Origin of the sequence: Solidesulfovibrio magneticus RS-1, from assembly GCF_000010665.1 — a bacterium.
Taxonomy (GTDB): Bacteria; Desulfobacterota; Desulfovibrionia; order Desulfovibrionales; family Desulfovibrionaceae; genus Solidesulfovibrio; species Solidesulfovibrio magneticus.
Genome location: NC_012796.1, coordinates 4,533,895 through 4,557,263 on the forward strand (window position 1 = coordinate 4,533,895; position 23,369 = coordinate 4,557,263).

General features: G+C 64.2%; 16 protein-coding genes and 1 pseudogene. 14 read left to right on the forward strand and 3 right to left on the reverse strand.

Annotated elements, in window-relative coordinates; all coding sequences use genetic code 11:
- The first annotated feature begins 4 nt into the window (after nucleotides 1-4).
- The 10 genes from DMR_RS18880 to DMR_RS18925 all read left to right on the forward strand — a co-directional run bounded on the left by DMR_RS18880 (nucleotide 5) and on the right by DMR_RS18925 (nucleotide 12,490).
- Nucleotides 5-1,042: a sigma-54 interaction domain-containing protein gene (locus DMR_RS18880; RefSeq protein ID WP_015862636.1), complete on the forward strand. Its 1,038-nt coding sequence runs from the start codon at nucleotides 5-7 to the stop codon at nucleotides 1,040-1,042.
- Between the two features lie 615 nt (nucleotides 1,043-1,657).
- Nucleotides 1,658-2,938 (forward strand): hypothetical protein, encoded by a 1,281-nt coding sequence (locus DMR_RS25145; RefSeq protein ID WP_015862637.1) that lies wholly within the window; start codon nucleotides 1,658-1,660, stop codon nucleotides 2,936-2,938.
- Nucleotides 2,939-3,134: 196 nt separating this feature from the next.
- Nucleotides 3,135-3,998, forward strand: a complete 864-nt coding sequence (locus DMR_RS22560; RefSeq protein ID WP_015862638.1) for a FecR family protein — start codon at nucleotides 3,135-3,137, stop codon at nucleotides 3,996-3,998.
- A gap of 892 nt (nucleotides 3,999-4,890) precedes the next feature.
- Nucleotides 4,891-5,532, forward strand: a complete 642-nt coding sequence (locus DMR_RS18895) for a hypothetical protein (protein ID WP_015862640.1) — start codon at nucleotides 4,891-4,893, stop codon at nucleotides 5,530-5,532.
- 56 nt (nucleotides 5,533-5,588) lie between these two features.
- On the forward strand, nucleotides 5,589-6,992 hold the full coding sequence (locus DMR_RS18900) for a hypothetical protein (RefSeq protein WP_148208484.1): 1,404 nt from the start codon (nucleotides 5,589-5,591) through the stop codon (nucleotides 6,990-6,992).
- Between the two features lie 66 nt (nucleotides 6,993-7,058).
- A complete protein-coding gene (locus DMR_RS18905; RefSeq protein WP_015862642.1) occupies nucleotides 7,059-7,814 on the forward strand; it encodes a hypothetical protein in 756 nt (251 codons plus the stop codon).
- Between the two features lie 28 nt (nucleotides 7,815-7,842).
- Nucleotides 7,843-8,484 (forward strand): tetratricopeptide repeat protein, encoded by a 642-nt coding sequence (locus DMR_RS18910; RefSeq protein WP_015862643.1) that lies wholly within the window; start codon nucleotides 7,843-7,845, stop codon nucleotides 8,482-8,484.
- Nucleotides 8,485-8,579: 95 nt separating this feature from the next.
- Nucleotides 8,580-9,143: a hypothetical protein gene (locus DMR_RS18915; RefSeq protein ID WP_015862644.1), complete on the forward strand. Its 564-nt coding sequence runs from the start codon at nucleotides 8,580-8,582 to the stop codon at nucleotides 9,141-9,143.
- Nucleotides 9,144-9,334: 191 nt separating this feature from the next.
- On the forward strand, nucleotides 9,335-10,162 hold the full coding sequence (locus tag DMR_RS18920; protein ID WP_015862645.1) for a hypothetical protein: 828 nt from the start codon (nucleotides 9,335-9,337) through the stop codon (nucleotides 10,160-10,162).
- A gap of 9 nt (nucleotides 10,163-10,171) precedes the next feature.
- Nucleotides 10,172-12,490 carry a CHASE2 domain-containing protein gene (locus DMR_RS18925; protein ID WP_015862646.1) on the forward strand — a complete coding sequence of 773 codons (2,319 nt, stop codon included), beginning with the start codon at nucleotides 10,172-10,174 and terminating at the stop codon, nucleotides 12,488-12,490.
- 83 nt (nucleotides 12,491-12,573) lie between these two features.
- Here the strand turns inward: DMR_RS18925 and DMR_RS18930 are convergent, their stop codons facing one another.
- On the reverse strand, nucleotides 12,574-14,664 hold the full coding sequence (locus DMR_RS18930) for a methyl-accepting chemotaxis protein (protein WP_015862647.1): 2,091 nt from the start codon (nucleotides 14,662-14,664) through the stop codon (nucleotides 12,574-12,576).
- Between the two features lie 288 nt (nucleotides 14,665-14,952).
- Here DMR_RS18930 and DMR_RS18935 point away from each other — a divergent pair, with 288 nt between their 5' ends.
- Nucleotides 14,953-16,245 (forward strand): MFS transporter, encoded by a 1,293-nt coding sequence (locus DMR_RS18935; RefSeq protein WP_015862648.1) that lies wholly within the window; start codon nucleotides 14,953-14,955, stop codon nucleotides 16,243-16,245.
- A 35-nt stretch (nucleotides 16,246-16,280) separates the two neighbouring features.
- Here the strand turns inward: DMR_RS18935 and DMR_RS18940 are convergent, their stop codons facing one another.
- Entirely contained in the window at nucleotides 16,281-17,270 is a 990-nt protein-coding gene (locus tag DMR_RS18940; protein ID WP_015862649.1) for a glycosyltransferase, read from the reverse strand.
- A gap of 665 nt (nucleotides 17,271-17,935) precedes the next feature.
- On the opposite strand from DMR_RS18940, the gene pseB reads away from it, so the two are divergent.
- Together pseB and pseC are read left to right on the forward strand one after the other, a co-directional pair.
- Nucleotides 17,936-18,937, forward strand: a complete 1,002-nt coding sequence (gene pseB / locus DMR_RS18945) for a UDP-N-acetylglucosamine 4,6-dehydratase (inverting) (RefSeq protein WP_015862650.1) — start codon at nucleotides 17,936-17,938, stop codon at nucleotides 18,935-18,937.
- Between the two features lie 34 nt (nucleotides 18,938-18,971).
- On the forward strand, nucleotides 18,972-20,132 hold the full coding sequence (pseC, locus tag DMR_RS18950; protein WP_015862651.1) for a UDP-4-amino-4,6-dideoxy-N-acetyl-beta-L-altrosamine transaminase: 1,161 nt from the start codon (nucleotides 18,972-18,974) through the stop codon (nucleotides 20,130-20,132).
- 141 nt (nucleotides 20,133-20,273) lie between these two features.
- On the opposite strand, the pseudogene tnpA reads toward pseC, so the two are convergent.
- A pseudogene (gene tnpA / locus DMR_RS25825) lies at nucleotides 20,274-20,393 on the reverse strand (IS66 family insertion sequence element accessory protein TnpA); the annotation flags it as partial.
- Nucleotides 20,394-20,732: 339 nt separating this feature from the next.
- On the opposite strand from tnpA, the gene DMR_RS18955 reads away from it, so the two are divergent.
- Complete coding sequence (locus DMR_RS18955) at nucleotides 20,733-23,309, forward strand: bifunctional glycosyltransferase/CDP-glycerol:glycerophosphate glycerophosphotransferase (RefSeq protein ID WP_052279019.1); 2,577 nt, start codon at nucleotides 20,733-20,735, stop codon at nucleotides 23,307-23,309.
- The last annotated feature ends 60 nt before the right edge of the window (nucleotides 23,310-23,369 follow it).

Here is a 23,369-nt window from a genome sequence, read left to right on the forward strand (position 1 = left end):
AAACATGATCGATTCCAGCATGTTACTTGGCGGCAAATTTTTGCCGCTCGACGCCGACGATCCCGTCGCCGCCGGCCAGCCCCTGCCCGAGGCCGAATTCCTCTTTTGTTCCGCCGAAATGCAGGCCGTCTACGACCTCGCCACCCAGATCGCCCCGTCCGACGCCTGCGTGCTCATCTCCGGCGAAACCGGCACCGGCAAGGAACTGCTGGCCCAGTGCATCCACAACCTCAGCCGGCGGCGCAAAAAACCCTTTGTTCCGGTCAACTGCGGGGTGCTCAAGGGGGAACTGTTCGCCGACAAGTTCTTCGGCCACGAAGCCGGCGCGTTCACCGGCGCGGCCAAGGCCCAGCGCGGCATCTTCGAAATGGCCGGCGACGGGACGCTGTTTCTCGACGAGGTGGGGGAGATACCCGGCATCAACCAGGTGGATTTCCTGCGGGTGCTCGAAGAACGGGCCTTTCGACGGCTCGGCGGCGAAAAACAGATCCGGTTCGCCGCCCGCATCGTGGCCGCCACCAACCGCGCCCTGCCCGAAATGGTGCGCCAGGGCACGTTCCGGGCCGATCTGTACTACCGCCTAAACGTCGTGCCCCTGGTCCTGCCGCCGCTGCGGCAACGCAGCGGCGACATCGCCTATCTGGCCGAATATTTCCTGTCCATCTACCGCCAACGCTACCACAAGCCCGGCCTGCGCTTCACCGAAACGGCGCTCGCCGAACTGACCGCCCACGACTGGCCCGGCAACGTGCGCGAACTCAAAAACCTCATCGAACGCCTGGCGCTTTTGTGCCGCGAAGGAGCCATCGACGCGGCCGATCTGCCCGAGGACATGCGCCTTGGCGGCGAGGTCGCGCCGCGCGGCGCCCACTCCGATGCCCCCGTCACACTGGAAGAAGCCGTGCGCCAGGCCAAGACCCAGGCCATCCTGCGGGCCTTTGCCGCAAGCGGCGGCGACAAGGCCCGCACCGCCGAGATCCTCGACATCAGCCCCCGCACCCTGCGCCATTTGGTGCGCGAACTGGGCATTCGGCGGGATTAGGGGAGAGATAACAAGGCGAAGAGTGCCTCCGGCGGCCGGGGGCCTGAGGCCCCCGGACCCCCCAAATGGGGTAAAAGGGGCGGCCTGCACTCTCCGCAGCGGCGACGCGCAACGCATCGTCGCACCGCGCCCCTCAGATAGACTACAAAAGCCCTCTTTACCGGTATGAAACCCGGACACAATCCAGGCTGACGACTGCTTTTACCTGGCCTCCAGCGATGTCCATTGACAGCCTCCGGCCATTCGCCCTATCAACAATAAGTCGTCGAAATTTTCTGCAACGGCGCAGCAGGAACGACCCGCAAGGGCCGTACGTTTTGCTTGGACTACATGCCAGTTTTCATGATACTTTTCGCGATTCCAGGCGGCTGTACTATTTTTTGTCTCAACTCGTAAAAACAATAAGAACATTGCACACGTTTATTGTGCCGTAATATGGACTTCATGACGCCATGGCGTCGCTGAAAAACCACAAGCCTCTGGCAAAGCATTACCGTCACCTTTTAAGCGGGTGGCTATTGACGCTCCTAGCCTCCCCACAGGACAGAATTCAGAACGAGACAAAGGCAGATTTGTCGTTACTAATATAACTGTAAGATACGAAATGGAGTCGTCATGAAACGATCTGGCATTCTTGGGGCGGTTTTATCGCTGGTGCTGCTGTCAGGCTGCGTGGGGGCCGGAAAGAAAGCCACGGAGCTGGCCGATCAGGCCCTCTACAAGCCCGTGGAATACGAAAACGCCGCCGCACCCGGGCCGGAAGTGGTGGTGTTGCCCGGCAAGATCAAGAGCAGCAATTACGCCTTCGTTCAAAAGGTGACGTCCAACAACCTGCGCGATTTCGCCGAAATCGAACTGTCCAAGGACAATTTCGTCGTCCTCGACCGAGCCGACTCCCAACCGTTTTTCCAGGAAATCGCCCTGGCCGCCAACCTTGGCGACGCCGACGCCCTCAAGGTTTTTCGCAAAGGCAAGTTCAAGGCCGCCCGCTGGCTGCTCACCTTCAACATCCTCAAGGCCGAACCCACGGTCTACGTCACCAAGGGGTTTGACGGCGAAACCGCCGGAGCGGCCATCGAATTGATCGCGCTTATTGCCAACAAAGGCGAGAAAAGCTCCTTGGGCTCCATGGTCGGCAAGACCGTGGCCTCGGCCAAGGCGGCCGACACCTCGGCCATCTGGCTCGTCGGCCTGCAATACAAAATCGTGGATGCCTCAACCGGCCAGCAAATGGCCCAAGGCTACATTGAGGACAAGATGGAAGCCACGACCTCCATGAACTCGTTTCTAGGGGCCACCAACCAGCAATCCACCTCCATCACCCTGGACACCATGGCCCAGCGCCTGATCCAAAAGGCCGTGGCCGAAATCGACAAGCAGCACAAAGGCCAGGCCCCGGCCGCTGAACCGGCCGACGGCAAGAAGCGCAAGAAGGTCCCGGAACCGACGGTCAGTCCCAAGAAAGAAAAGACCATTCTTGCGGAATACAAGAAAAAAATCGACGAACAAAAACAGGACCAGGACAAGGAAGAAGCCGTCACGGCTCTACGCCTGCACAACGACGGCTACGCCAACCTCAATCAGGAAGCCGTGCTCGGCACCCTCGCCAAAGAGCACCACGACAAATTCCATAAAAAATATGACAAGGCCTTCGCCATCGCCCAATCCTCTCCCCGGTGGCGCGACAAACTCAAGATCGACATGGCCGGAGTGAACTGCGAACTCGTCGAATACAAAGGCAACACCTGCAAAGTCAAAGCCGTGGGGGACTATACCGTCACCGCCAGCGGCAAGACCAAGACCTACCACAAGGAAGAAGTCGTCGAACTGGCCAAGGAAGACGGCCAGTGGAAGGTGGCCGTCTGGACGGACGCCGACGACAAGGAAGTGCAGTAACGGCATTGGCCGGCCCGGGCGACGCCTGTCCCCGGGCCGCCCCTCGACGCCGAGGCATTGTTTTTCACTGCCCGTTCGTGGCATGTCCGCATGACGCCCACGCCGGTCCGGCCGGCGCGCCCCTCGCCCCGGCCGGCGGCCGGGGCGAGGGGCGCGCCGCAAGACGCGGGGCAACCCCGAAAAGGAGGCGGCGCTTATGCGATACGCCCTGCTTGCGACAACCTTGGCCGTCCTTGGCGGCCTGCTGTTTTCCCCCCTGGCCGCCCGGGCCGACGACACGCCCCCTTCCCAGTCCCAGGGTCCGGCCCCAGCCGCGCCGACTCCCACCACTGCGCCGGCCGACGCGCCAAGCGCTCCTGCTCCGGCCGACGCCCCAGCCGCGCCGCCCGCCGCTGACGCCGGCCCGCCCAAAGCCGGCGAACTCACCGAAGCCAAGGGGCAAATCCGGGCCAAACGCGGGGCCGACCCCGAACGCACCCTGGCCCAGGGCAATCCCGTCTACGCCGAGGACGACCTGGCCACCGGCCCCGAAGACAAGGGCCGCGTCACCTTCGCCGACGGCTCAAGCCTGGACATCGGCCCGGACAGCCGGGTGCTCCTGGCCGACTTCGTGTACGATCCAGCCAACCTCGACGCCTCCAAACAAGCCATCCGCATGGCCAAGGGCATGTTCCGCTACGTCTCGGGCAAGGTCGTGCAAAACGACCCCGCCCGTCTGCGCCTGGAATCGCCGCTGGCCGTCATCGGCATCCGGGGCACCACCCTGGACCACAAGATCGTGACCGAAGTGAAAACCGTCAAAGGCGTGCGAACCGAGACGGTCAAGGATGAACTCCACGCCCTGCGCGCCACCAAGCAAAGCCAGGTGGTGGTGGACCAGCATGGCCTCAAATCCGTGCTGACCAAGCCCGACCAGGCCGTGTTCCTGCGCCCCAAACTCCCAGGCTCGGTGCGGGCGCTCACGGACCAGGAAAAAGCGGAATTCGCCACCATCCCGCCCACCCCCGCGCCCTTCGACCCCCGCCCCGGCCGAGGCGGCTTCGTCGGCGGCGGGAGTTAATGGGGAAGAGAATAAGAGTGCCTCCGGCGGCCGGGGGGATGATCCCCCCGGACCCCTGCAATGGGGAAAGCGGGGAACGGGCATCGGCGGGCAAGCAGGCCGGCGCGGTTGCTGCGGCTTGGTTGCGGCGCGGTCTTCAGGAACGTGCGCCTCAAACCCAAGCAATACGCTGTCCCAGAGCCATTGCGGCGGAGGCTTTCCGGTTTTCTACGCCGCAATGCCGACGGCTGTGCTTTACAACTCCACGGCGCTGCAAGCTATGCCTTGCCTTTTTCAGGCCGAAACTAGCGTCTGCCGCGATTCCTCCTGGCGTTCTGCCCACAAACGCCAATACGTATCAAGCACAAGTCCACGGCGTATTCTGGGCGAGACCCCAAATTCCCCGTCTCCACGCCTTTTGTTGACCGCAATGGTCCGACGCTTTGCACACAGCAAGTTTCCATATACACTATCCTGACATTCTCCAAGCCAGGAGACGCGCCGGTCTGCGGCGCAGTATTGACGCCGGCCGGCGCAGCCGCCATGCTGCGTCCATGCTGCGGTCCGCTCCCGCCGGCCGACAGCCGCGCCATGACGGACCAAGCGGCTCGCCTGGCGGCGTTGGCAACTGACGCAGCGGCCGAACAACGATTTCAGGAAATGTCGGCAGTCTTCTCTCCTATCCGAAAACGGCATTTCCAACAGTGCTGGGCCGCGCGCCGCGCAGTGAAACGGCCCCAGGCCCGGCCAGGGCTGCCCTGAAGCGGACGCGCGACAAGGCCGCGGCAAATGCGTCGTTCCACTGGCCTTGGCGGCATATGTTGTGCTATCCGTTTCACAGGCGGATACTTGGACCGAAGCGGATTTTTTCCGCCAAACCCCAACGCGGCCCTCCACGCAAAGGGACTTCACCATGCGCCGACTGTTCGTTTTCGCCTTAGCGCTCCTTGTGCTCGCTCCTGCCGTCCCGGCCCGGGCCTTCTCCTTTTCCGAGGAGGAGTCCAAGGGTTCCCAGGCGGCCGCCGCCAAACGGGCCACCGTAAACGCCGCCTTGTCCGCCCCCTGCCGCCAGAGCATCAAGGGCAAACGCATCGCCCTGCTTTTGGCCGAGCGCACCGGCGGCAAGCTGTCGCTGGGCGGTTCGGGCGTGCTTTTCGACGCCGTCAACCAGCAGCTCCAACAGCTGGGCCTCAATACGATCACCCAGGGCCAGATCAACGCCCAGATCGCTGCCGCCGAACGGCTGGCCATTTTGAACAACGACCCCGACGCCGCCCTGGCCGCCTCGGGCCGCATTGGCGCGGATTTCTTCATCCGGGGCGTCATCAGCGGCCGGGCCGGCAAGAACCTCATGGTCAACGCCAACGAAGTGGCCGTCACCATCATGATGACCCTGACCGACGCCCGGGGCCGGGTGCTCTCCAGCCAGAAGATGTCGGCCGAATCCTGGGCCGGCCAGGACGTGGTCGGCGCGGCCCTGTCCGTCATCGAGGACGAGGGGGCCGTGGCCGTGGCCAACCTCTACCGCGATTTTTGCGCCCAGGCCGGCAAGTAGCGCCCGTTTCCCAGGCCATGCCGTCGCGACGCCAACCCCAACCCACGGGACGCCCCATGAAACGCTTTTCCCTCCTCGTGATCCTGGCCCTGGCCCTGTGCCTGGGCCTGGCCCTGCCGGCCGCCGCCAAAACCAAGGACGCGCCGGCCGCCCCCAAACCCGAGGCCCCGGGACCGGAAAAAACCATCATCGTCACGGCCGAGGGTCTGGCCGACCCGGCCGGCGAGGCCTATGCCCGGGACAAGGGCCTGCTCCTGGACGCCCTGCGGGCCGACGCCAAAAACCAGATCCTCGAAAAGGCCGTGGGGGCCTATGTCGAATCCTCCACCCTGGTCGAGAACTACGCCGTGATAAAAGACCGGATATTCTCCCGCTCCCAGGGCATCATCAAAAAGATCATCAAGGAATCCGACCCCTGGGTCGGCGAGGACGGGTTCGCCCATCTGCTCATGAAGGCCGAGGTCTATGTGGGCGGCGTGGAAGACGCGCTCAAGGAAATGAGCCGCGACGAGCGCATGGCGGCGCTGAAGGAACAGGGCAATCCGCGCATCTCGGCCACGGTTTTCGTGCGCGACGCCGCCCGAGGCCCGGACGTGGTGGCCGAGCGCTCGCCGGTGGCCGAAAACATCATCAAGGAACGCATCAAGAGCTTCGGCTACCGCATCTGGTCCGACGACGGCCGCCAGTCCGACGGCAAGGGGGCCAAGGCCGCCGATTTCGCCATCTCGGGCGAGGCCAAGTTCAAGACCGTCAGCGCCAAGCTGCCGGCCTCGGGACTGACCGTCACCAAGTACGTGCTCACTTCGCTGACCATCAAGTGTGTGGACAACCACACCGGCGAGGAAATCTACTACAACAGCAAGGTGCCCCAGAAGCAGAGCTGGGCCGACGAGGATCAGGCGTTGGAGGAAGTCGGCCGCATCATCGGCGGCGAATTTTCCAAGGAGTTCTTCGCCGACCATTTACAGGCCCCGGCCAAAACCTACCAGATCCAGATCGCCGGGCTGCCGAGCTACGACGCCGGCCAGCTGGTCAAAAAAGAATTTATCGGCCTGCGCCCGGTGCTCAACGTGGATTTCCGGGAATTCGACAAGAGCGGCACGTCGCTTTTTGAAGTGGAATTCGTCGGCACGCGCGGCAACTTCGGCGAGTTCCTGCAAAAGGCCATCCTGGCTCCGCTCAACCAGAAGATGGGCCAGGGGGCGTTTAGCCTGGAATCGGCCCACGGCGACGTGGTGAAGCTGGCCTTTGCCTCGCCGCTCGCCGCCCCGGCCGTCATGGAACGCCTGGGCCAGGCCGTGCCGGCCGCCCTGGTCCAGGCCCCGCCCGAGCGGCTGCGCGAACTGGTCAAGTCCGAGGAAACGGCCAAGAAGGTGGCCGAGGTGGTCCCCGACGCGTCCAAGATCCTCTCCGGCGAACAGGCCCCGGCCAAGCCGCTGGATGCGGTCAAAAATTTCTAACCGGTGCGCGCTGTTCCGGCAAACCGACTGGCGTCCCCAACCCCCAACCCCACACGGAGGAGCATCATGCGGTTTTCTGTTCTCGGCGTTTTGGCCCTTTTGGCGACGGTTGGCCTCACCGGCTGCGTCACCGGCGGCTCGGCCTCGAAGCAGGCCAACGAGGCTGCCGACCAGGCCATGTACCAGCCCATCACCTACAGCGACAAACCCGGTCCCATGCTGGTGGTCATCCCCGGCGAGATCAAAAGCGCCAACGCCACCTACACCCAGAAAGTGACCAGCAACAACATCGCCGACTATGCCGAATTGGAGCTTGGCAAGGCCCATTACGTGGTGCTTGAGCGCTCCGACCTGGGCCCCATGCTCAAGGAAATCGAGGTCGCGGCCAACCTCGGCGACGCCACCCAACTGAAAAAATTCAAGAAAGGCAAGTTCAAGGCCACCAACTGGCTGGTGCGCTTCGACATCCTCAAGGCCGAACCCGTCTCGGAAGTGAAAAAGAGCTTCGACGGCCGCTGGATCGGGGCCATCGCCGGCTCGGCCATCGGCGGCGCGGGCGGTTATGCCGCCGACGCCACGGCCAGTTCCATCCACGCCAACGAGGCCGCCGCCGTGTGGATCGTGGGCCTGCGCTACAAGATCCTCGACGCCAACACCGGCGAGCAGAAGGCCACCGGCTACATCGAGGACAAGATGGAAATCAACTCCAAGGGCGGCGGCGCGCTTGGCGTGTCCCAGTCCGAAACCCGCGTCATGACCCTGGACACCATGTCCCAGCGGCTGGTCCAGAAGGCCGTGGCCGACATGGACAAGCTCAAGTAGCCAACGCCCGAACCCAAGGAGAGCCGTCATGGCCAAACATCTCATGACCGTCCTGGCCGCCGCCGTGCTGCTTATGGGCCTGGCCGCCTGCCAGCCCCAGCAGACCGTGGTGGTGGCCGCGCCCCAGGCTTCGGCTCAGGATTACTACGACGCCGGCGTGCGGGCCTTTACCATGGGCGACTACAACAACGCCGCCGCCCAGTTCGACGCCGCCGTGCGCATGGCCCCGGGTATGGCCGACGCCTATTGGTACCTCGGCCAGAGCTATGTCCGCCTGGGCCAGACCGGCCGGGCCGACGCCGCCTACCGGGCCGGCCTGGCCGTGGCCCCGGGCTATGCCCGCCTCCACGAGGGCCTGGGCATCTTAAGCTACGACACCGGCAACCAGCTGGTGGCCCGCCAGGAGCTGGCCCAGGCCGCCGCCCTGGGTTCCACCAACCCCCAGGCCTACTTCTACCTCGGCAATCTGGCCCTGCTTGACGGCGACTGCCCGGCCGCCAAGGCCCATTACCAGCGCGCCCTGGCCCTGGATCCGAGCTACGCCCTGGCCCGCCAAGGGCTGGCCGACGCCCAGAGCCGCTGTCGCCCCAAGGCCGCGCCCGCGCCCAGGCCCAAAGTGGAAAAGAGCTTCACCGGCGGCGGCCGGGCCATTGACCCGTCCGACTTCTAACAATCGCGCCCCCTCCCCAAAATAACAATCCGTCGCGTCCGGCCTTCGGCCGGACGCGACGCCAACCAGCCTTCGTTAACGGCAAGGAGTGTCCCATGCCTTCGCGCTTCGGCCCGAGCCTCGCCGGCCTGCTCATGGCCGCCCTGGCGATCCTGGCGACCCTGCCGGCCAAGGCCGGCAACGACGCCCTCATGGATGCCTGGAAGGCCCGGCGGCAGGAACTTTCCCAAAAAATCGCCGACCACCTGGCCCGTCAGCAGCGCCTGCCCCAGAACGGCACCGTGCGTTACACCGCCCGGGTCAAACCCGATCCGGCCGCGCCCGGTGGGCTGCTTTTGGCCGTGGACGAGGTCAACGTGGTTCAAACCGGCCCGGCGGCCGGCAAACGCCTGGAAGGCCCGGCGGCCAGCCAGGCCATGGACGCCGCTTTCGCCCCCCGCGACCCGGGGCTGTCGGTGCGGCTGCAAACCCTCGACGTGCCCATGGGGGCCACGGTCCAGGGCACGTTGACCATCAAGGACGGCAAACCCGTCCCCCCGGCCGACGGCGGGCCGGCCGTTGACCCGGGCGCGGCCGATAAGGCCGGACAACAGCCTGCCGCGCCCGCCGAGGAAGAACCCTCGCTGCTGGACAAGTTGTTAAAAGCCCTGGGCTGGTGATCCGGCGCGGCCGGGAGCCGCGCCCAAACGACAAACAGGCATGTCTCTTGCTTTCGTACCGACAAGGAGACGGCCCGGCCGGCGCAAGCGCCGCCAGCCGGCAACCCGCCGGGAGGCGCTCCCGCCGGGCCGGGCAAGGACGCCCGGTCCGGGAACGCCCCGGCCGTCCCGCACACGACAAGGAGTCCGCCATGCGAAAGACCTTCTTTTTCCTTCCCGTTCTGCTCCTGCTCATGGCCGGCGTGGCCCTGGCCGCCGGCAACCGGCAGCTGATGTCCGAAAAGATGGCCACCCAGGACCTCAAACGCAAACTCATGGAGTCGGTCATCGGCTTCAAGGTCAAAAGCGAAGGCAAGTTCGGCCTCACCGAGGACCCGAACCTGCGCGAGGACACCAAGGCCGCCGCGGTGATGAAGGGCGTGATCGTGGACAAGATGATCTACGACAAAGACAAGGACATCGCCCTGGCCTTTGGCCACATCGAGCTTGGAACCATTATCAACGTCCTTGGCGAACTGCACCGCTTTAAAAACGTGCGTGTGGAGAACTTCGGCTTCGGCACCACCTCCGAGGCGGCCCGGCCGGCGCTGATGGCCCTGCGCGCCGCCCAGATCAACGCCTACGACGAGCTGGCCCAGGTCATGATCGGCGAAAAAATCTACAGCGCCAGCACTGCCGAAAACTTCGTGCTCACCAAGGACGTCAACCGCTCCAAGGTCTGCGCCGCCATCTTCGGGGCCTACATCCCCGACATCGACCTGCGCAGCCCCAACCGGGGCTGGGGCTGGGACGAAAGCGGCAACGCCTTCGTCAAGCTGGAGATCGACGCCAGGAAGGTCCACGACATCCTCGGCAATCTCCTCGTCTACAAGGGCCAGAACATCATCGAGGTCATCGGCCGGGGGTCGCCCGTGGACGATCTGGCCGACCCGCCCGCCGGCAGCATGATCCGCAACTCCGGCTCCAAGAGCAAGGCCATGTCTCTGGACGTGCCCCTGGGCCAGACCCCGGCCCAATAGGCACGGGGCATGACGGATACAAACGGCGGCAAGTCCTTATCCTCCCTGGCCGCCAGGCCCCTGGGCTTCGTGGCCGGGGTCTGGCGCGCCCTGGGCTCCCGGGCCGAGCTGCTCCTGGCCGGCCTGGCCGTGACCGCCGCCGTGACCGGCCTGTACCTGGCCCGGCCGACCTGGCTGGAATTCCAGGACGGCAGGCTCTACGACGCCATGCTCACCCGGGAACGGCCAACTGTGCGCAGCGGCGTACCCGTGGTCGTGGACATCGACGAGGCCAGCCTGGCCGAGCACGGCCAATGGCCCTGGCCGCGCTACCGGGTGGCCCTGCTGCTTGGACGGCTGCGCAACGCCGGCATCGCCGCCGTGGGCCTGGACATCGTCTTCGCCGAACCCGACCGGGCCAGCCCCAGCGCCGTCATCGGCCAGTTGCGCCGCGACCTGCGCGTGGAAGCGGCCGTCACGGGCCTTCCCGACGCCCTGAGCGACTACGACCGGGTGCTGGCCGACATGCTGCGCTCCGGGCCTTTTGTCCTGGGTTACTACCAGGACTTCGGCCAACCGGGCCATGTCGGCGGTCCGGCCGGCATGGCCTCCGAAGGGGCCTGCCCCCTGCCGCCGGCCCGGCTGTCCATGGCCAAGACCCCGGACGCCATGGCGCTCGACGCCTGCCTGCCGGAGTCCCGGCGCATGGTCTGTCCGCTGCCCGTGCTGGCCAAGGCCGCTCCGGCCGCCGGCTTCATCAACACCCTGCCCGACCGCGACAACATCGTGCGCCGCAGCCCCCTGGTGCTGGAGCACCTGGGCCGGCTGACCCCGAGCCTGGCCCTGGCCACGGTCATGGAAGCCTACGGCGTCAAAAACGCCGTGCTGCGCGTCACTTCGGGCGGCATCGAATCCCTGACCCTGGGGAGCGAGACCCTGGGCCGGCGAGTCATTCCCCTGGACGCCGGCGGCCGGTTGCTGGTCAACTACCGGGGACCGGGCGGCACGTTTCCCCACCTAAGCGCCGCCGACGTTTTGGCCGGGCGCGTCGATCCCGGCGAGATCAAGGGCCGCATCGCCTTTGTCGGGGCCTCGGCCGCCGCCCTGCGCGATCTGCGGGCCACGCCCATGGACCGGGCCATGCCCGGGGTAGAGGTCCATGCCACCATTGCCGACATGATCGTTTCCGGCGACTTCCTGTCCCAGCCGGACTGGGCCGTGGCCGTGGAACTGTCGGCCACGGTGGTCATGGGGCTTTTATCGGCCGCCCTGTTGGCCTATGCCCCGGCCGCCACGCTCTTGATCCCCTTTGCCGCCCTGGGGGCCGGCAGCTGGTACGGCGCGGCGGAGCTGCTTGGCCGCACCGGCCTGTACGTCTCGCCGCTGTTCCCCCTGCTGGTCCTGGTCCTCAATTTCACCCTGCTCACCTTTCTCAAGTTCTGGCGCGAGGAGCGGCAAAAGCGTTTCCTGCACGGGGCCTTTTCGCGCTATGTGGCCCCGGCCGTGGTGGCCCGCATCGTGGCCCGGCCCAAAGACCTGCGCCTGACCGGCGAAGAGCGCGACGTCACGGTCCTTTTTTCCGACGTGCGCGGCTTCACCTCCCTGTCCGAACGCCTGACTCCGACCCAGGTTTCGGAGCTGCTCAACCGCTATTTCACGCCGCTTACCCGCATCATCATGGAACGCCTGGGCACCATGGACAAATTCATCGGCGACGCGCTCATGGCCTTCTGGAACGCGCCCGTCGCCGTGGCCGACCACCCGGCCCAGGCCGTGGCCGCCGCCTTGGAAATGGGCCAACGCCTGGACGCCCTCAACACGGTCTTTAGCCGCGACTACGGCCTGACCATAGCCTCGGGCGTGGGCCTGCACCGGGGCCTGGCCCGGGTCGGCAACTTCGGTTCCGAGGAGCTTTTCGACTACACCGTCATCGGCGACACCGTGAACCTGGCCTCGCGCCTGGAAGGGCTGACCAAGTATTACGACGTGCGGGTGCTGATTTCCGGGGAACTCCACCAGGAGGCCAAGGACGCGCCGCTTTTAGCCGGGGTGGCGGCCTTCGTGGAGGTTGACCGGGTGCGGGTCAAGGGCAAGGACGAGGCCGTGGACCTTTTTACAGTCTTTTCCGCCGCCGAGGCCGAGCGCCGCCGGGAGGAGCTGGCCGCCTTCGGTGCGGCCCGGGAGCTTTACGCCGCCGGCCGGTTCGCTGAGGCGGCCGAGGCCTTTGCCGCCCTGGCCGGGCAGTACGCGTGGAAAGCGTTTGGCGTCTTTGCCGAACGCAGCGCCGCCCTGGCCGAAGACCCGCCGCCGGACGGCTGGGACGGCGTTTTTGCCCACACCTCGAAGTGAGTTCCGGGCTAAAGCCCACGAAAACGCCCCCCGACGGCCGACCGTCGGGGGGCGTTTTTTTCGGGGCAATGTCCGAGGGCCGCTTAGCGCGTCCGGCCCGAAAGCGCCTTGCGGCCGGACGCGCCGGCCGGCAGGGCCTTGGCCGTGCCGCCCTGCATGTTGTCGATAAGGCCCCGAAGCATCCTTGTCTGGTCGGCCAGCCCGGACAGTTCGCCGTCGGAGCGCTCCAGGGCCGTGGCCGTCTCGCCGGCGATGCGGCTGATGTCCGCCACGCTGCGGTTGATCTCTTCGGTGGTGGCCGACTGCTGTTCGGCGGCCGTGGCGATGGAGCGGACCTGATCGGTGGTTTCGCCGACCAGGGCCACGATGGCGGCCAGGGCCTGGCCGGACTGGCCGGCCAGGGTCGTGGCTTCGTCGATGCGCCGGCCGGCCTGCTCGACATTGTCCACGTTTTTGCGCGTGCCCTGCTGGATGCCGGCGATGGCTTCGCCCACTTCCTTGGTGGCGTGCATGGTTTTTTCGGCCAGCTTGCGGACCTCGTCGGCCACCACGGCGAAGCCGCGCCCGGCCTCGCCGGCCCGGGCCGCTTCGATGGCGGCGTTTAGCGCCAGCAAGTTGGTCTGGTCGGCGATGTCGGAGATGACGTCCAGCACCTGGCCGATGCCTTGGGCCTGCTGCCCCAGGCGGGTCATGTCGTCCTTGAGTTCCAGGGCCTTGGCCTGGACGTCCTTGATCCCGCCAATGACCTGATCGACGATGCGCGAGCCCTCGTCGGCCTTTCCCCGGGCGTTTTCGGCCGTGGTCGCGGCCTGGCCGGCGCTTCTGGCCACTTCGATGACCGTGGCGTTCATCTCCTCCATGGCCGTGGCCGTCTCGCCCACCCGGGCCGACTGTTCCTGGGAGCCCCGGCTCGACTGGCCGATCTGGCCGGACACAGCCTCGGCGGCGGCGGTGATGGCCGTCACGATGTCTTCAAGCTGGGCGGCGGCCTGGAGCATGCCCTCTTCCCGGGCGGCCTCGGCGGCCTGCCGGGCCTTGTCGGCCTCGGCCGTGGCCTCCCGGGCCTTGTCCGAGGCGGCCAGGGCCTGCCTACCCTGCTCCTCGGCCTCGCCGATCTTGGTCTTGAGCGTGGCCACCATGCGGCCCATGGCCCGTTGCAGCCCGCCGATCTCGTCGGCCCGGTCGGCGTCCAGGCGCGTGTCCAGGTCGCCGTCGGCAATGCGGCCGGCCGCGCCGACCAGCGCCCCCAGGGGCTTAAGCACGCTCATCGTCAGGATTAGCCACAGCCCGGCCAGGATCAGCACGGCCTGGCCGGCGGAAAGGCCCAGGATCAGTAGGCCCAACTCCCGAGCGCCGCCAAAAGCCACGCCCTTGTTGATGGTCATGCCCACGACCCATCCCGTGGCGGGGCTTTTCTCGAAAAGCACCAGCTTGTCCACGCCAAGCGAAACCGTGTCCAGCAGGCCCTTTGGCATGGACGCCATGCGCGGGCCATAGTCCGCCTCGGTGAACACGTTGTACTTGCCGATGAGCTTGGCCTCGGGATGGGCCAGTGTCAGGCCGTCGGGGGCCAGAATGAAGGCGTAGCTGGCCGGAGTCTCCAGGGGTTTGAGGAATTGCTCGGTAAAACGCCCGATCTTGACGCCCGAGGCGACCACGCCAACCACGCGGCCGCCCTGGCGCACCGGCGCGGCAATCACGAAGACCGCCTCGCCTGAATCCTTGCTGAAAAGCGGCTTGGAGACGAAAACCTGGCCGGTCATGGCCTTTTGATAATACTCCCGGCTGGACAAATCCGACCCAGCCAGATTCTGATTGGTGCTGACGACGACGTTCCCTTTTTCATTCATCAGCAAGATGCTGTCAAAAGCCGGGTGACGCGAGGCGGCGTCCGCAAACAAATCCAAGGTTTCTTTCTGCGTGGCCTTCGAAACGTCGACACCCAGTGAATTCAAAACAATGTTTGTTTTTGACAGCGTAGTGATTTCATTTTTGGCGCCGTCCACCCACAGCTCCACGGACGACAACAGGCCATTGACCGTCACTTGCGCTTTTTCCAACGCAACGCTTGTCAAGGAAGCCGTACTTCGCTGATAGGTTATCCATGTCGTCACGGACAATCCCAGCAGAATCAACAAAAAAGCGGGAAGTATGAACTTGAATTTCAGACTCATATTGCACCCTTTGTCTGGAATTTTCTCGACGTCCCACGGACGTGCCAAGCCGGGGATTGTCCTGACAATAATCTGCGAAATGAATTATTACAAGACGCAAAGACTCAAGCACAAACCGTTTACGGCCACACCACAGCCCAGGCCTTTCCCGCTGTCTGGGCGCCCCGACCTGTTTGCCCCGGCCCTCTGGTCCGGTTGACCCGACCGCCGGGACGGGACAAGGTGCCGCCAATACGGCCGGTTTATTTTCCTGGCCGTCGTTTCGCATCCCCCGCCAAGGAGGCCGCCGTGTCCAATCCCCTTCTCACCGCCGCCGTGGCCAAGGCCCGTTGGCGGCTGCTGCCCTTTCTGGGGCTTTTGTACGTGGTCTCCTACCTCGACCGCATCAACGTGAGCTTCGCCGCCCTGACCATGAACGCCGACCTGGGCCTGTCCCAGGCCGCCTACGGCCTGGGGGCCGGCATCTTCTTCGTGGGCTATGTGCTTTTTGAGGTGCCCAGCAACCTGATCCTGGCCCGGGTCGGGGCGCGGGCCTGGCTGGCCCGCATCATGGTGAGCTGGGGCCTGGCCACCGTGGCCCTGGCCGCCGCCTCCGGCCCGACGAGCTTTATTGTCCTGCGCTTTGTCCTGGGCGTGGCCGAGGCCGGATTTTTCCCGGGCATCATCTATTATCTGACGGGCTGGTTCCCCCTGACCCACCGGGCCAGGGCCGTGGCCCTGTTCATGACCGCCACCCCCCTGGCCGGGCTGATCGGCAGCCCGCTTTCCGGCTGGATCATGAGCCTGCATCAAACCTACGGCCTGGCCGGCTGGCAATGGCTGTTCCTGCTGGAGGGCCTGCCGGCCGTGGTCCTTGGCGTGGTCCTCTACCGCCGGCTGCCCGAGACGCCGGGGCAAGCCGCCTGGCTGGAGCCCGAGGAAGCGGCCGCCCTGACGGCGGCCATCGAGGCCGAACGCCGGGAGATCGCCGCCCTGCATCCCGCCCACCTGCGCCAGGGACTGTTGAGCCGCCCGGTGTGGCTAGCCGGGTTCGTCTATTTCTGCGTGGTGGTGGCCATGTACGGCCTGGTCATGTGGCTGCCCCAGATCCTGGCCGGGGCGCTGCCGGACGGGCCGGACCGGACCATGCACGTGAGCCTGCTCGTCATGGTGGCCTACGCCTTTGCCATGGTCGGCATGACGGCCATCGGGGCCAGCTCGGACCGGCTGGGCGAACGGCGCTGGCATGTGCTGGGATCGCTGGGGCTGTGTCTTGGCGGCATGGCCGTCATGGCCTGGGCCGAGGGACTGACCGGCTCCCTGGCCGGGGCGTCGTTGGCCGCCATGGGCATCTGGGGCGCGCTGGCCCCGTTTTGGGGGCTGACCACGGCCTTTCTCACCGGCCAGGCCGCCGCCGCCGGCATCGCGGTCATCAATTCCCTGGGCAATCTCGGCGGCTTTGCCGGGCCGTCCGTCATGGGCTTGGTCAAGGCCCGCACCGGAGGCTTTGGCGAGGCCTTTGGCTGCATCGCCGGACTGATGCTCCTGGCCGCCGTCGCCACCTGGTTCCTGGGCCGCCCGAGACGCCCAACCGGGCGGTAAAAGGAACCGGGGGGGGGAGACGGGCCGGACGTTCGTCAGGCCAGGCCGGCCACGAAGGCTTCGGGCGAAGCAGGATAGCCGTAGAGCTTGTGGACAAAAACCTTGGCGAAGCGTTCGCCGAAATCCTGGGGACGGCCTTCCTTGTCGAGAATGGCGTTGACCAAGCGGATGAAATCCTCGCGCATTTCCTTGAGTTTCAGCAGGGTGCGCAGCCGCACGAACTGCGGCGGCAGCCGACGCGCGGCCAGCTCGGCCACGGCCTCGGCCACGGCCCGGCTGTCGTCGTCCACCACCCGGCTGATCTCGGCGTCGAAAAACGCCTCCCGCCCGCCCTTGCTCCTGGTCGACACCACGGGCAACCCGGAGAGCATGTATTCCGCGGCGGCGTAGTTGCCGCCTTCCACGGCGGACAGGCACAACCCGACCCGGGCCATGTTGTAGGCCCGGCACATCTGCTCCGGGGCAAACAGCCGGTACTCCCCGGTCTCGGGATCGCCGTTAAGCAGCTCCATGCCGGGCATCTGGCGGCGCAGGTAGCGCAAATACGACAGTTCCTTGCGCCTGTCGTTGGGGCTGAGGCCGTGGAGCAGGCCCCAGGACGGAATCTCCCGGGCCAGGACATGCCGTTTGAGCCGCACCAGCCGGGCGGTGTAGACGGCATCCAGACGTTTTTCCACCCGAGGCAGAGGCTTAAAAAGGTTCTCGTCGATAAAGGCGTTGTGGTGGCAATAAAAATGCGGCAGGCCGACCTTGTCCAGCAGGCCGCCCTCCTCGGGATCGTTGGTCAAAAACACGTGCTGGTGCTCGGGATGGGCAGCCTGAAAGCCCTTGTAGACCTGGACGGTCTGGTACAGCAGCTTGAGATCGAGATAGGACCACCAGGCTCCGGCCAGGAAATAGACCCGGCGGCCGGCCAGGAGCGGGGCCAGCTTGGCCGGCCCGGCCATGGGATTGCCGTAGGTGACGATAATCAGCGGATCGTGGTTGATGCAGCAGCAGCGCAGGGTGTCCTGGGGAACCAACATCAAAAGTGTTCCTTCTCCCGGGTAACGCGTTCGGCCGCAGGCTGGCGGCCTGATGTCGCGCCCCTTAAAAAATACAAGGGCCACGGCGTTTCATCGAACGGCATGAAAAAACCACGCCGAGGCTGGCCGCCAGCTCCGGCAGCCGCTCCCAAGACGTGGGCGCCTCGCGGGAGAGCGCATAGCGTTATCGGCCGTCCCGGCCCCACAGCCCTGCCGCTGATGTGCATTTCCCTGGCCCGGGTGTTCACAGCCGCCGCCTCGCAAGCCTCGACGCGCAAAGCTTTTATCGCAGGATTCGAGACATGAACGCAAGCAGACGCGCACCGTCTGCTTGCGCCCGGGACATCGAACAGGCTCAAGCTTGATGTCGGCGTTCAAGTTAACTACCGTCTTGAGGTACGAGGCGCGGCACGGCCTGGACTTTGTGCCGCGCCCAGGGCCGCCTGGTCGCTTTTGCCTCGTTCTCCGCGCCTCCAGAGCGGCAGCTTCACGCCCTCAAGTTCGTGTCCACGAAAATCCGAACCGATCCGCCTTTCCCTGGGACTGCAAAAGCCGCGCAATGCGCCTTGGCCGGCCACTGGCTTGCAACGGACTACTTTTTGCATTAGCATTCCTTCGTTTCTCGCCAAAATACACCGCAGCCCTCCAGTAAAAGGTATCCGCAAATGCTCAAGGACAAAGCCATCCTGATCACCGGCGGCACGGGATCGTTCGGCAAAAAGCTTACGGAGATCCTGCTGCGCGACCACAAGCCTCGCAAGATCATCATTTTTTCCCGCGACGAAATGAAGCAATGGAAAATGCAGCAGACCTACCCTGCCAGCCGTTATCCCTGCATGCGCTATTTCGTCGGCGACGTGCGTGACCTGGATCGGCTTTCCCTGGCTTTCATGGGTGTGGATATCGTCATTCACGCCGCCGCGCTCAAGATCGTTCCCACGGCCGAATACAACCCCTTCGAGGCCGTTCGCACCAATATCACCGGCTCTCAGAACGTGATCACGGCGGCCATCGCCCGCGACGTCGAAAAAGTGCTCGCCCTGTCCACCGACAAGGCCGTCAGTCCCGCCAACCTCTACGGCGCCACCAAGTTGTGCATGGAAAAGCTTTTCATCGCCGGCAACTCCTATGTGGGCAGTCAAAGGCTGCGTCTGGCCGTGGTGCGCTATGGCAACGTGGTGGGCAGCCGTGGCAGCGTGGTGCCGCTGTTTCTCAAGATGCGTCGCAAGGGCGTGCTGACCATCACCGATCCCCGCATGACCCGCTTCTGGATCACCTTGGAACAAAGCGTGCGCTTCGTCATTTCCTGTCTGGCGAACATGAGCGGCGGCGAGGTGTTTGTCCCCAAGCTGCCCAGCATGAACATTCAGGACCTCGCCCAGGGCTTGGCCCCCGAGTGCCGCACCGAGGTGATCGGCATCCGGCCGGGCGAAAAGCTCCATGAGCTGCTCATCTCCCGCGACGAGGCCCGCAACACCCTGGAACAGGGAGACCGGTTCCTCATCCGGCCGTCGTTCGAATATTTTGCCGGCCCGGCCGAAACGCCGGCCGGAACGCCCGTGCCAGAGGATTTCGAGTACAGCTCCGGCTCCAACGCCTGGCAACTGCGCCACGAGGATCTGGCCGAACTGGCGCGCAACCTCGTCCTCGACGACGACGCCCGATGAACCCGCCAAACGTCCGCCTTCGGAGGCCTCGCCCATGAGCAGGCCACAGCCCGACGATCACGGCGCGTCCGCCTCCCTTCCCTACGGACGCCAGGAGATTGACGAAACCGATATTGCGGCCGTGGAGGCCGTGCTGGGCTCCGGCTGGCTGACCACCGGCCCGGCCGTGGCCCGCTTCGAGGCGGCCGTGGCCCGCTTCACCGGAGCGGCCCGGGCCGTGGCCGTCAACAGCGGCACGGCGGCCCTGCATGTCGCGGCGGCGGCCCTGGGTCTTGGCCCGGGCGACGAGGCAGTGACCTCGCCCCTGACCTTCGCGGCCACGGCCAACTGCGTTGTTTACTGCGGGGCCGTCCCGGTCTTCGCCGACGTGCTGCCCGAAAGCCTGCTGCTCGATCCCGCCGCCGCCGAGCGGGCCATCACCCCACGGACCAAGGCGATCATCGCCGTGGATTACGCCGGCCAGCCCTGCGATTGGGACGCCCTGCGCCGGCTGGCCGACCGGCACGGCCTGGCGCTTGTCGCCGACGCCTGCCACGCCCTGGGGGGCCGCTACAAAGGCCGCGACGTGGGCCGGCTGGCCGACGTCACGGCGCTGAGCTTCCACCCGGTCAAGCACATCACCACCGGCGAGGGCGGCATGGCCCTGACCGACGACCCGGATCTGGACCGCAGGATGCGCGCTCTGCGCAACCACGGCATCGACCAGGATTTCCGCCAACGCGAACAGGCCGGCTCCTGGCGCTACGCCATGACCATGCTCGGCTTCAATTACCGCCTCTCCGACATGGCCTGCGCCCTGGGCGAAAGCCAGCTGGCCCGGCTGCCCGGATGGCTTGAAACCCGGCGCGAACTGGCCGGGCTGTACGACCGCCTGCTGGCCGGCACGCCCGCCCGCCCCCTGGAAACCGCGGCAGACCGCGAGCACGCCCGCCATCTCTACGTGGTCCGGGTCCCACGCCGCGACGCTGTGTTCCGGGCCATGCGGGCCCAAGGCATCGGGGTCAACGTCCACTATCTCCCAGTGCATCTGCACCCCTATTACCGGGAACGCTTCGGCCTTGGGCCCGGGCTGTGCCCCGTCGCCGAGGCCGCGGCCGAGGAAATCCTCACGCTGCCGCTGTTCCCGGCCATGACCCCGGACGACGTCCGCCGCGTGGCCGACGCCCTGGCCCGGGCCCTGGCCAGCAGGGACTGATCGGACGCAAGGGGACACGGCCTGGATAAACATCGGGCAAGGCGGAGGCCAGTTGCTGTGGCGCGACGGCCACGACAACCGGCACGGCATCCCGCTTGCCCTGCTCGCAAGCCAGCCGTGTTCCAGGACGTTTGCTGAAATGGCTTCTCGACGGCAATACGCCGCTTGACTCAACCCACTCTCGCGCCACGCGGCCACCTGTTTCTGCCAATAAGCCAGCGTCCCCGCGGGTGTTCGACGCTTCCTGTTGCTCTCCGACATCCTCGCTCCTACTTGCTTGGCACAAGAATGCCAGATACAACGGGAGCACGATAGAAGGGCCGGAATCTGCGCTTACAAAGATCGGCGTAGGATTGGGATGGACCGGCCTTCTGTTTTCGGGCGGCTGCAGGCAAATGCAGGAGCATCCGGAGCGCCGTTTCGAGGGAGACCCCAAACGACTCCGAAAGTGAACAACCGGCCGCGAAGCCTGCCGCCTGACAGCAGGCTTTCAGTCCGCTGGCGCAACGAGCCCGCCGCAGCTGGCGGTTGTCTTAACGTGACGTAGGCGTGGCAGACCGAGAAGACGTTTAAAATTGTTTCTATAAGGTGTTGACGCTTATGACAGCGGTTACAGTCGTTGTTCCTGTCTATAATGCTGAAATGTGGATACCTCGATTCATAGACTGCATGCAGCGCCAAGTGTTCAAAGATTTTGAAGTGCTCATGATCGACGACGGCTCAACGGACAACAGCGTCGCTTTAATGTTAAATATTGCTTCAATTGATTCACGCTTCAAGATTATTCAACTTCCTGACAATCGCGGCTGCGGCGAGGCGCGCAATATTGGCATTGCTTCGGCAAAGGGAGAAACTCTCTGTTTCGCCGACCCTGACGATTTTTTGCCGGAAAACTCCCTTGAAGTTCGCTATGCCGCTTACAAAAAACATCGCGCCGTAGTCCGCGCCTGCCATCACGAGGTCATGGACGACGGAACCATCCGCAATATGGAGACAAGGCCATCTGCACTTCCGGAAATCTGCTCGCCGGTTGAAGTGGCTTCACGCGTGGGCGTCAACCCGTTTCTTTGCGCGCACTGGACATGGCTGTGGCCAACCAGTTTGCTGCGAAAAAATGGAATTCTAAACGGCGAAAACATGCGCACCGGCGAGGATATTTATCTGCTCGCGCGGGTCTTTTTTCTGATAAATCGGGTGGTATGGATAGACGATGTCGTCTATTACTGGATAAAACGCACCGATTCACTTTCGACAACGATGTATACCCCGGAACACTACGGGAACTACTTTGCTATTTGCGATATATTTTACAAAGAAGCTACCAAGCGGGATCAAGTTGCCCTCGCAGACATGTTTTTCAATGAATATCTACTTACCTACCCAGGCCATCTGCTTATGCAGATAAGCCAGGGCAAGAGCACCGAGCAGGACGCGCGCGAAGTGATCAGACAGATGGCTCAGGTCGCTCATGATCATGGGGTCTTTGCCCGTTGCTTGGAAGTCATCAAGAAAAATCCGCTGCGCTATCCGGGAATACATCGCCTGCATCATATCCTGACCAGCAACGCCCCTTCAGCCATTCAACGACTCGCCGACTCCCAAGCGTCGCTTGCTCCGCTTATGCGTGAAGTCCAATACCGCGCAATACGGGCCCAGGGATGGAGTCAAGAGTTGGTGATCGACAAGTTCGACACGGAAAGCGAGTTGTTGCGGGTACGTTATATGTTCTGCGACAACCGCCCGACAGAAGTCATCCTTTGGGGCGATGACGAGCGTACGCCGGCATACGCCAAAAACCGCACAGTGCATGTGGATAACCATTTTACCATTTTTGAGCGGATCCTCTGGCTTGCCCTGCCCTCGGAGGCTGGCGCGCAACTCCGCCTTCTCATTGCCGGGCAGGAAACGTCCTTGCACCACACCGGGCCGGAAATCCGCGCGGCCTTCGCGCCACGGCCTCTGGACGATACGCATTTCCCCCCTGACGTCCGCGCGCTTCGTCGTCTTGTGACGTCTCCTGTCATTCAGCGGAAGTTCAAGGACGCGTGGCTGTTCATTGACAGGGATACAGAAGCCGACGACAATGCCGAGCATCTGTATCGTTGGGTCCGCCGAGAGCATCCGGAGGTCAATGCCTGGTTCGTTCTCAACCAGGATTCCCATGACTGGGAGCGCCTGGAACAAGAAGGATTCCGTCTCATCGCCCATGGCAGCGTTGAGCATGGCGCGTTGTTTCTCTTGAGCCGCAAACTCATTTCCAGTCAGAGGGATCGCTATATTTTCGCGCCGCTTGAGGAACAATATTTCAGAGATTTCCCAAAGCCGCAATTTATTTGCCTAGCCCATGGCGTGATCAAGGACGATATGTCGCCATGGTTGAATACCGTCCCCTGCGACATATTTATCAGCTCAACGCATGATGAAGCGCGATCCATCAGCGGCGACGGCTCGCCTTACCTTATTACCGCGAAAGAACAGCGCGTAACGGGCTTGGCGCGTCACGACCGGTTGCTGCAGCCATGCAAAAAGGAAAACATCCTTTTTGTCATGCCGACATGGCGAGCGGACCTGGTGGGCAAATGGGACGGCAAAGGGCAACGTCGAGAAAGAAATCCAAACTTTCTATCGTCCAGCTATATCGCAACCTGGAAAGATGTTTTGGAAGATCCACGTCTGAAAAGTCTTCTTGAACGTTATGGCTACCAAGTCGTTTTTTTCTCCCACCCTGGGTTTTCGGATTATCTCGAGGAAATGCCCTTCCCTTCTTTTGTGCAAAAGCTCTCCAAGAGCCACGGTTCCGTGGGCGAAACCCTACGCATCAGCAAGATCATGATCACAGACTTTTCTTCCGTGGCCTTTGACATGGCGTATATGCACAAACCGGTCATCTATTATCAACACGAGGAGAAGGCCGCCTACATTAAAAGCCAGGCCTGGGCCAGCGGATATTTTAACTATCACGAGATGGGTTTTGGGCCGGTTTGTCATGACAAACAAACGCTTTTTGCGCATCTGGAAGAAGCTCTTAAAGCGGATGGGCAGATGCAGCCCCCCTACCTTCAGCGGGCGGAGAAAACATTTGCCTATCATGACGCCGGCTGCTGCCAACGTATATTTGAAGCGATCACGGTGAAAGTTCCTCCGCAAGGCAGGCCAGACGCGGCCATGAGCCTGTGACAAACTCGCTATTTCTCCCTGCAGAGGCGAAAAGTAGCGCTTGACGATCAGCGCCTGCCT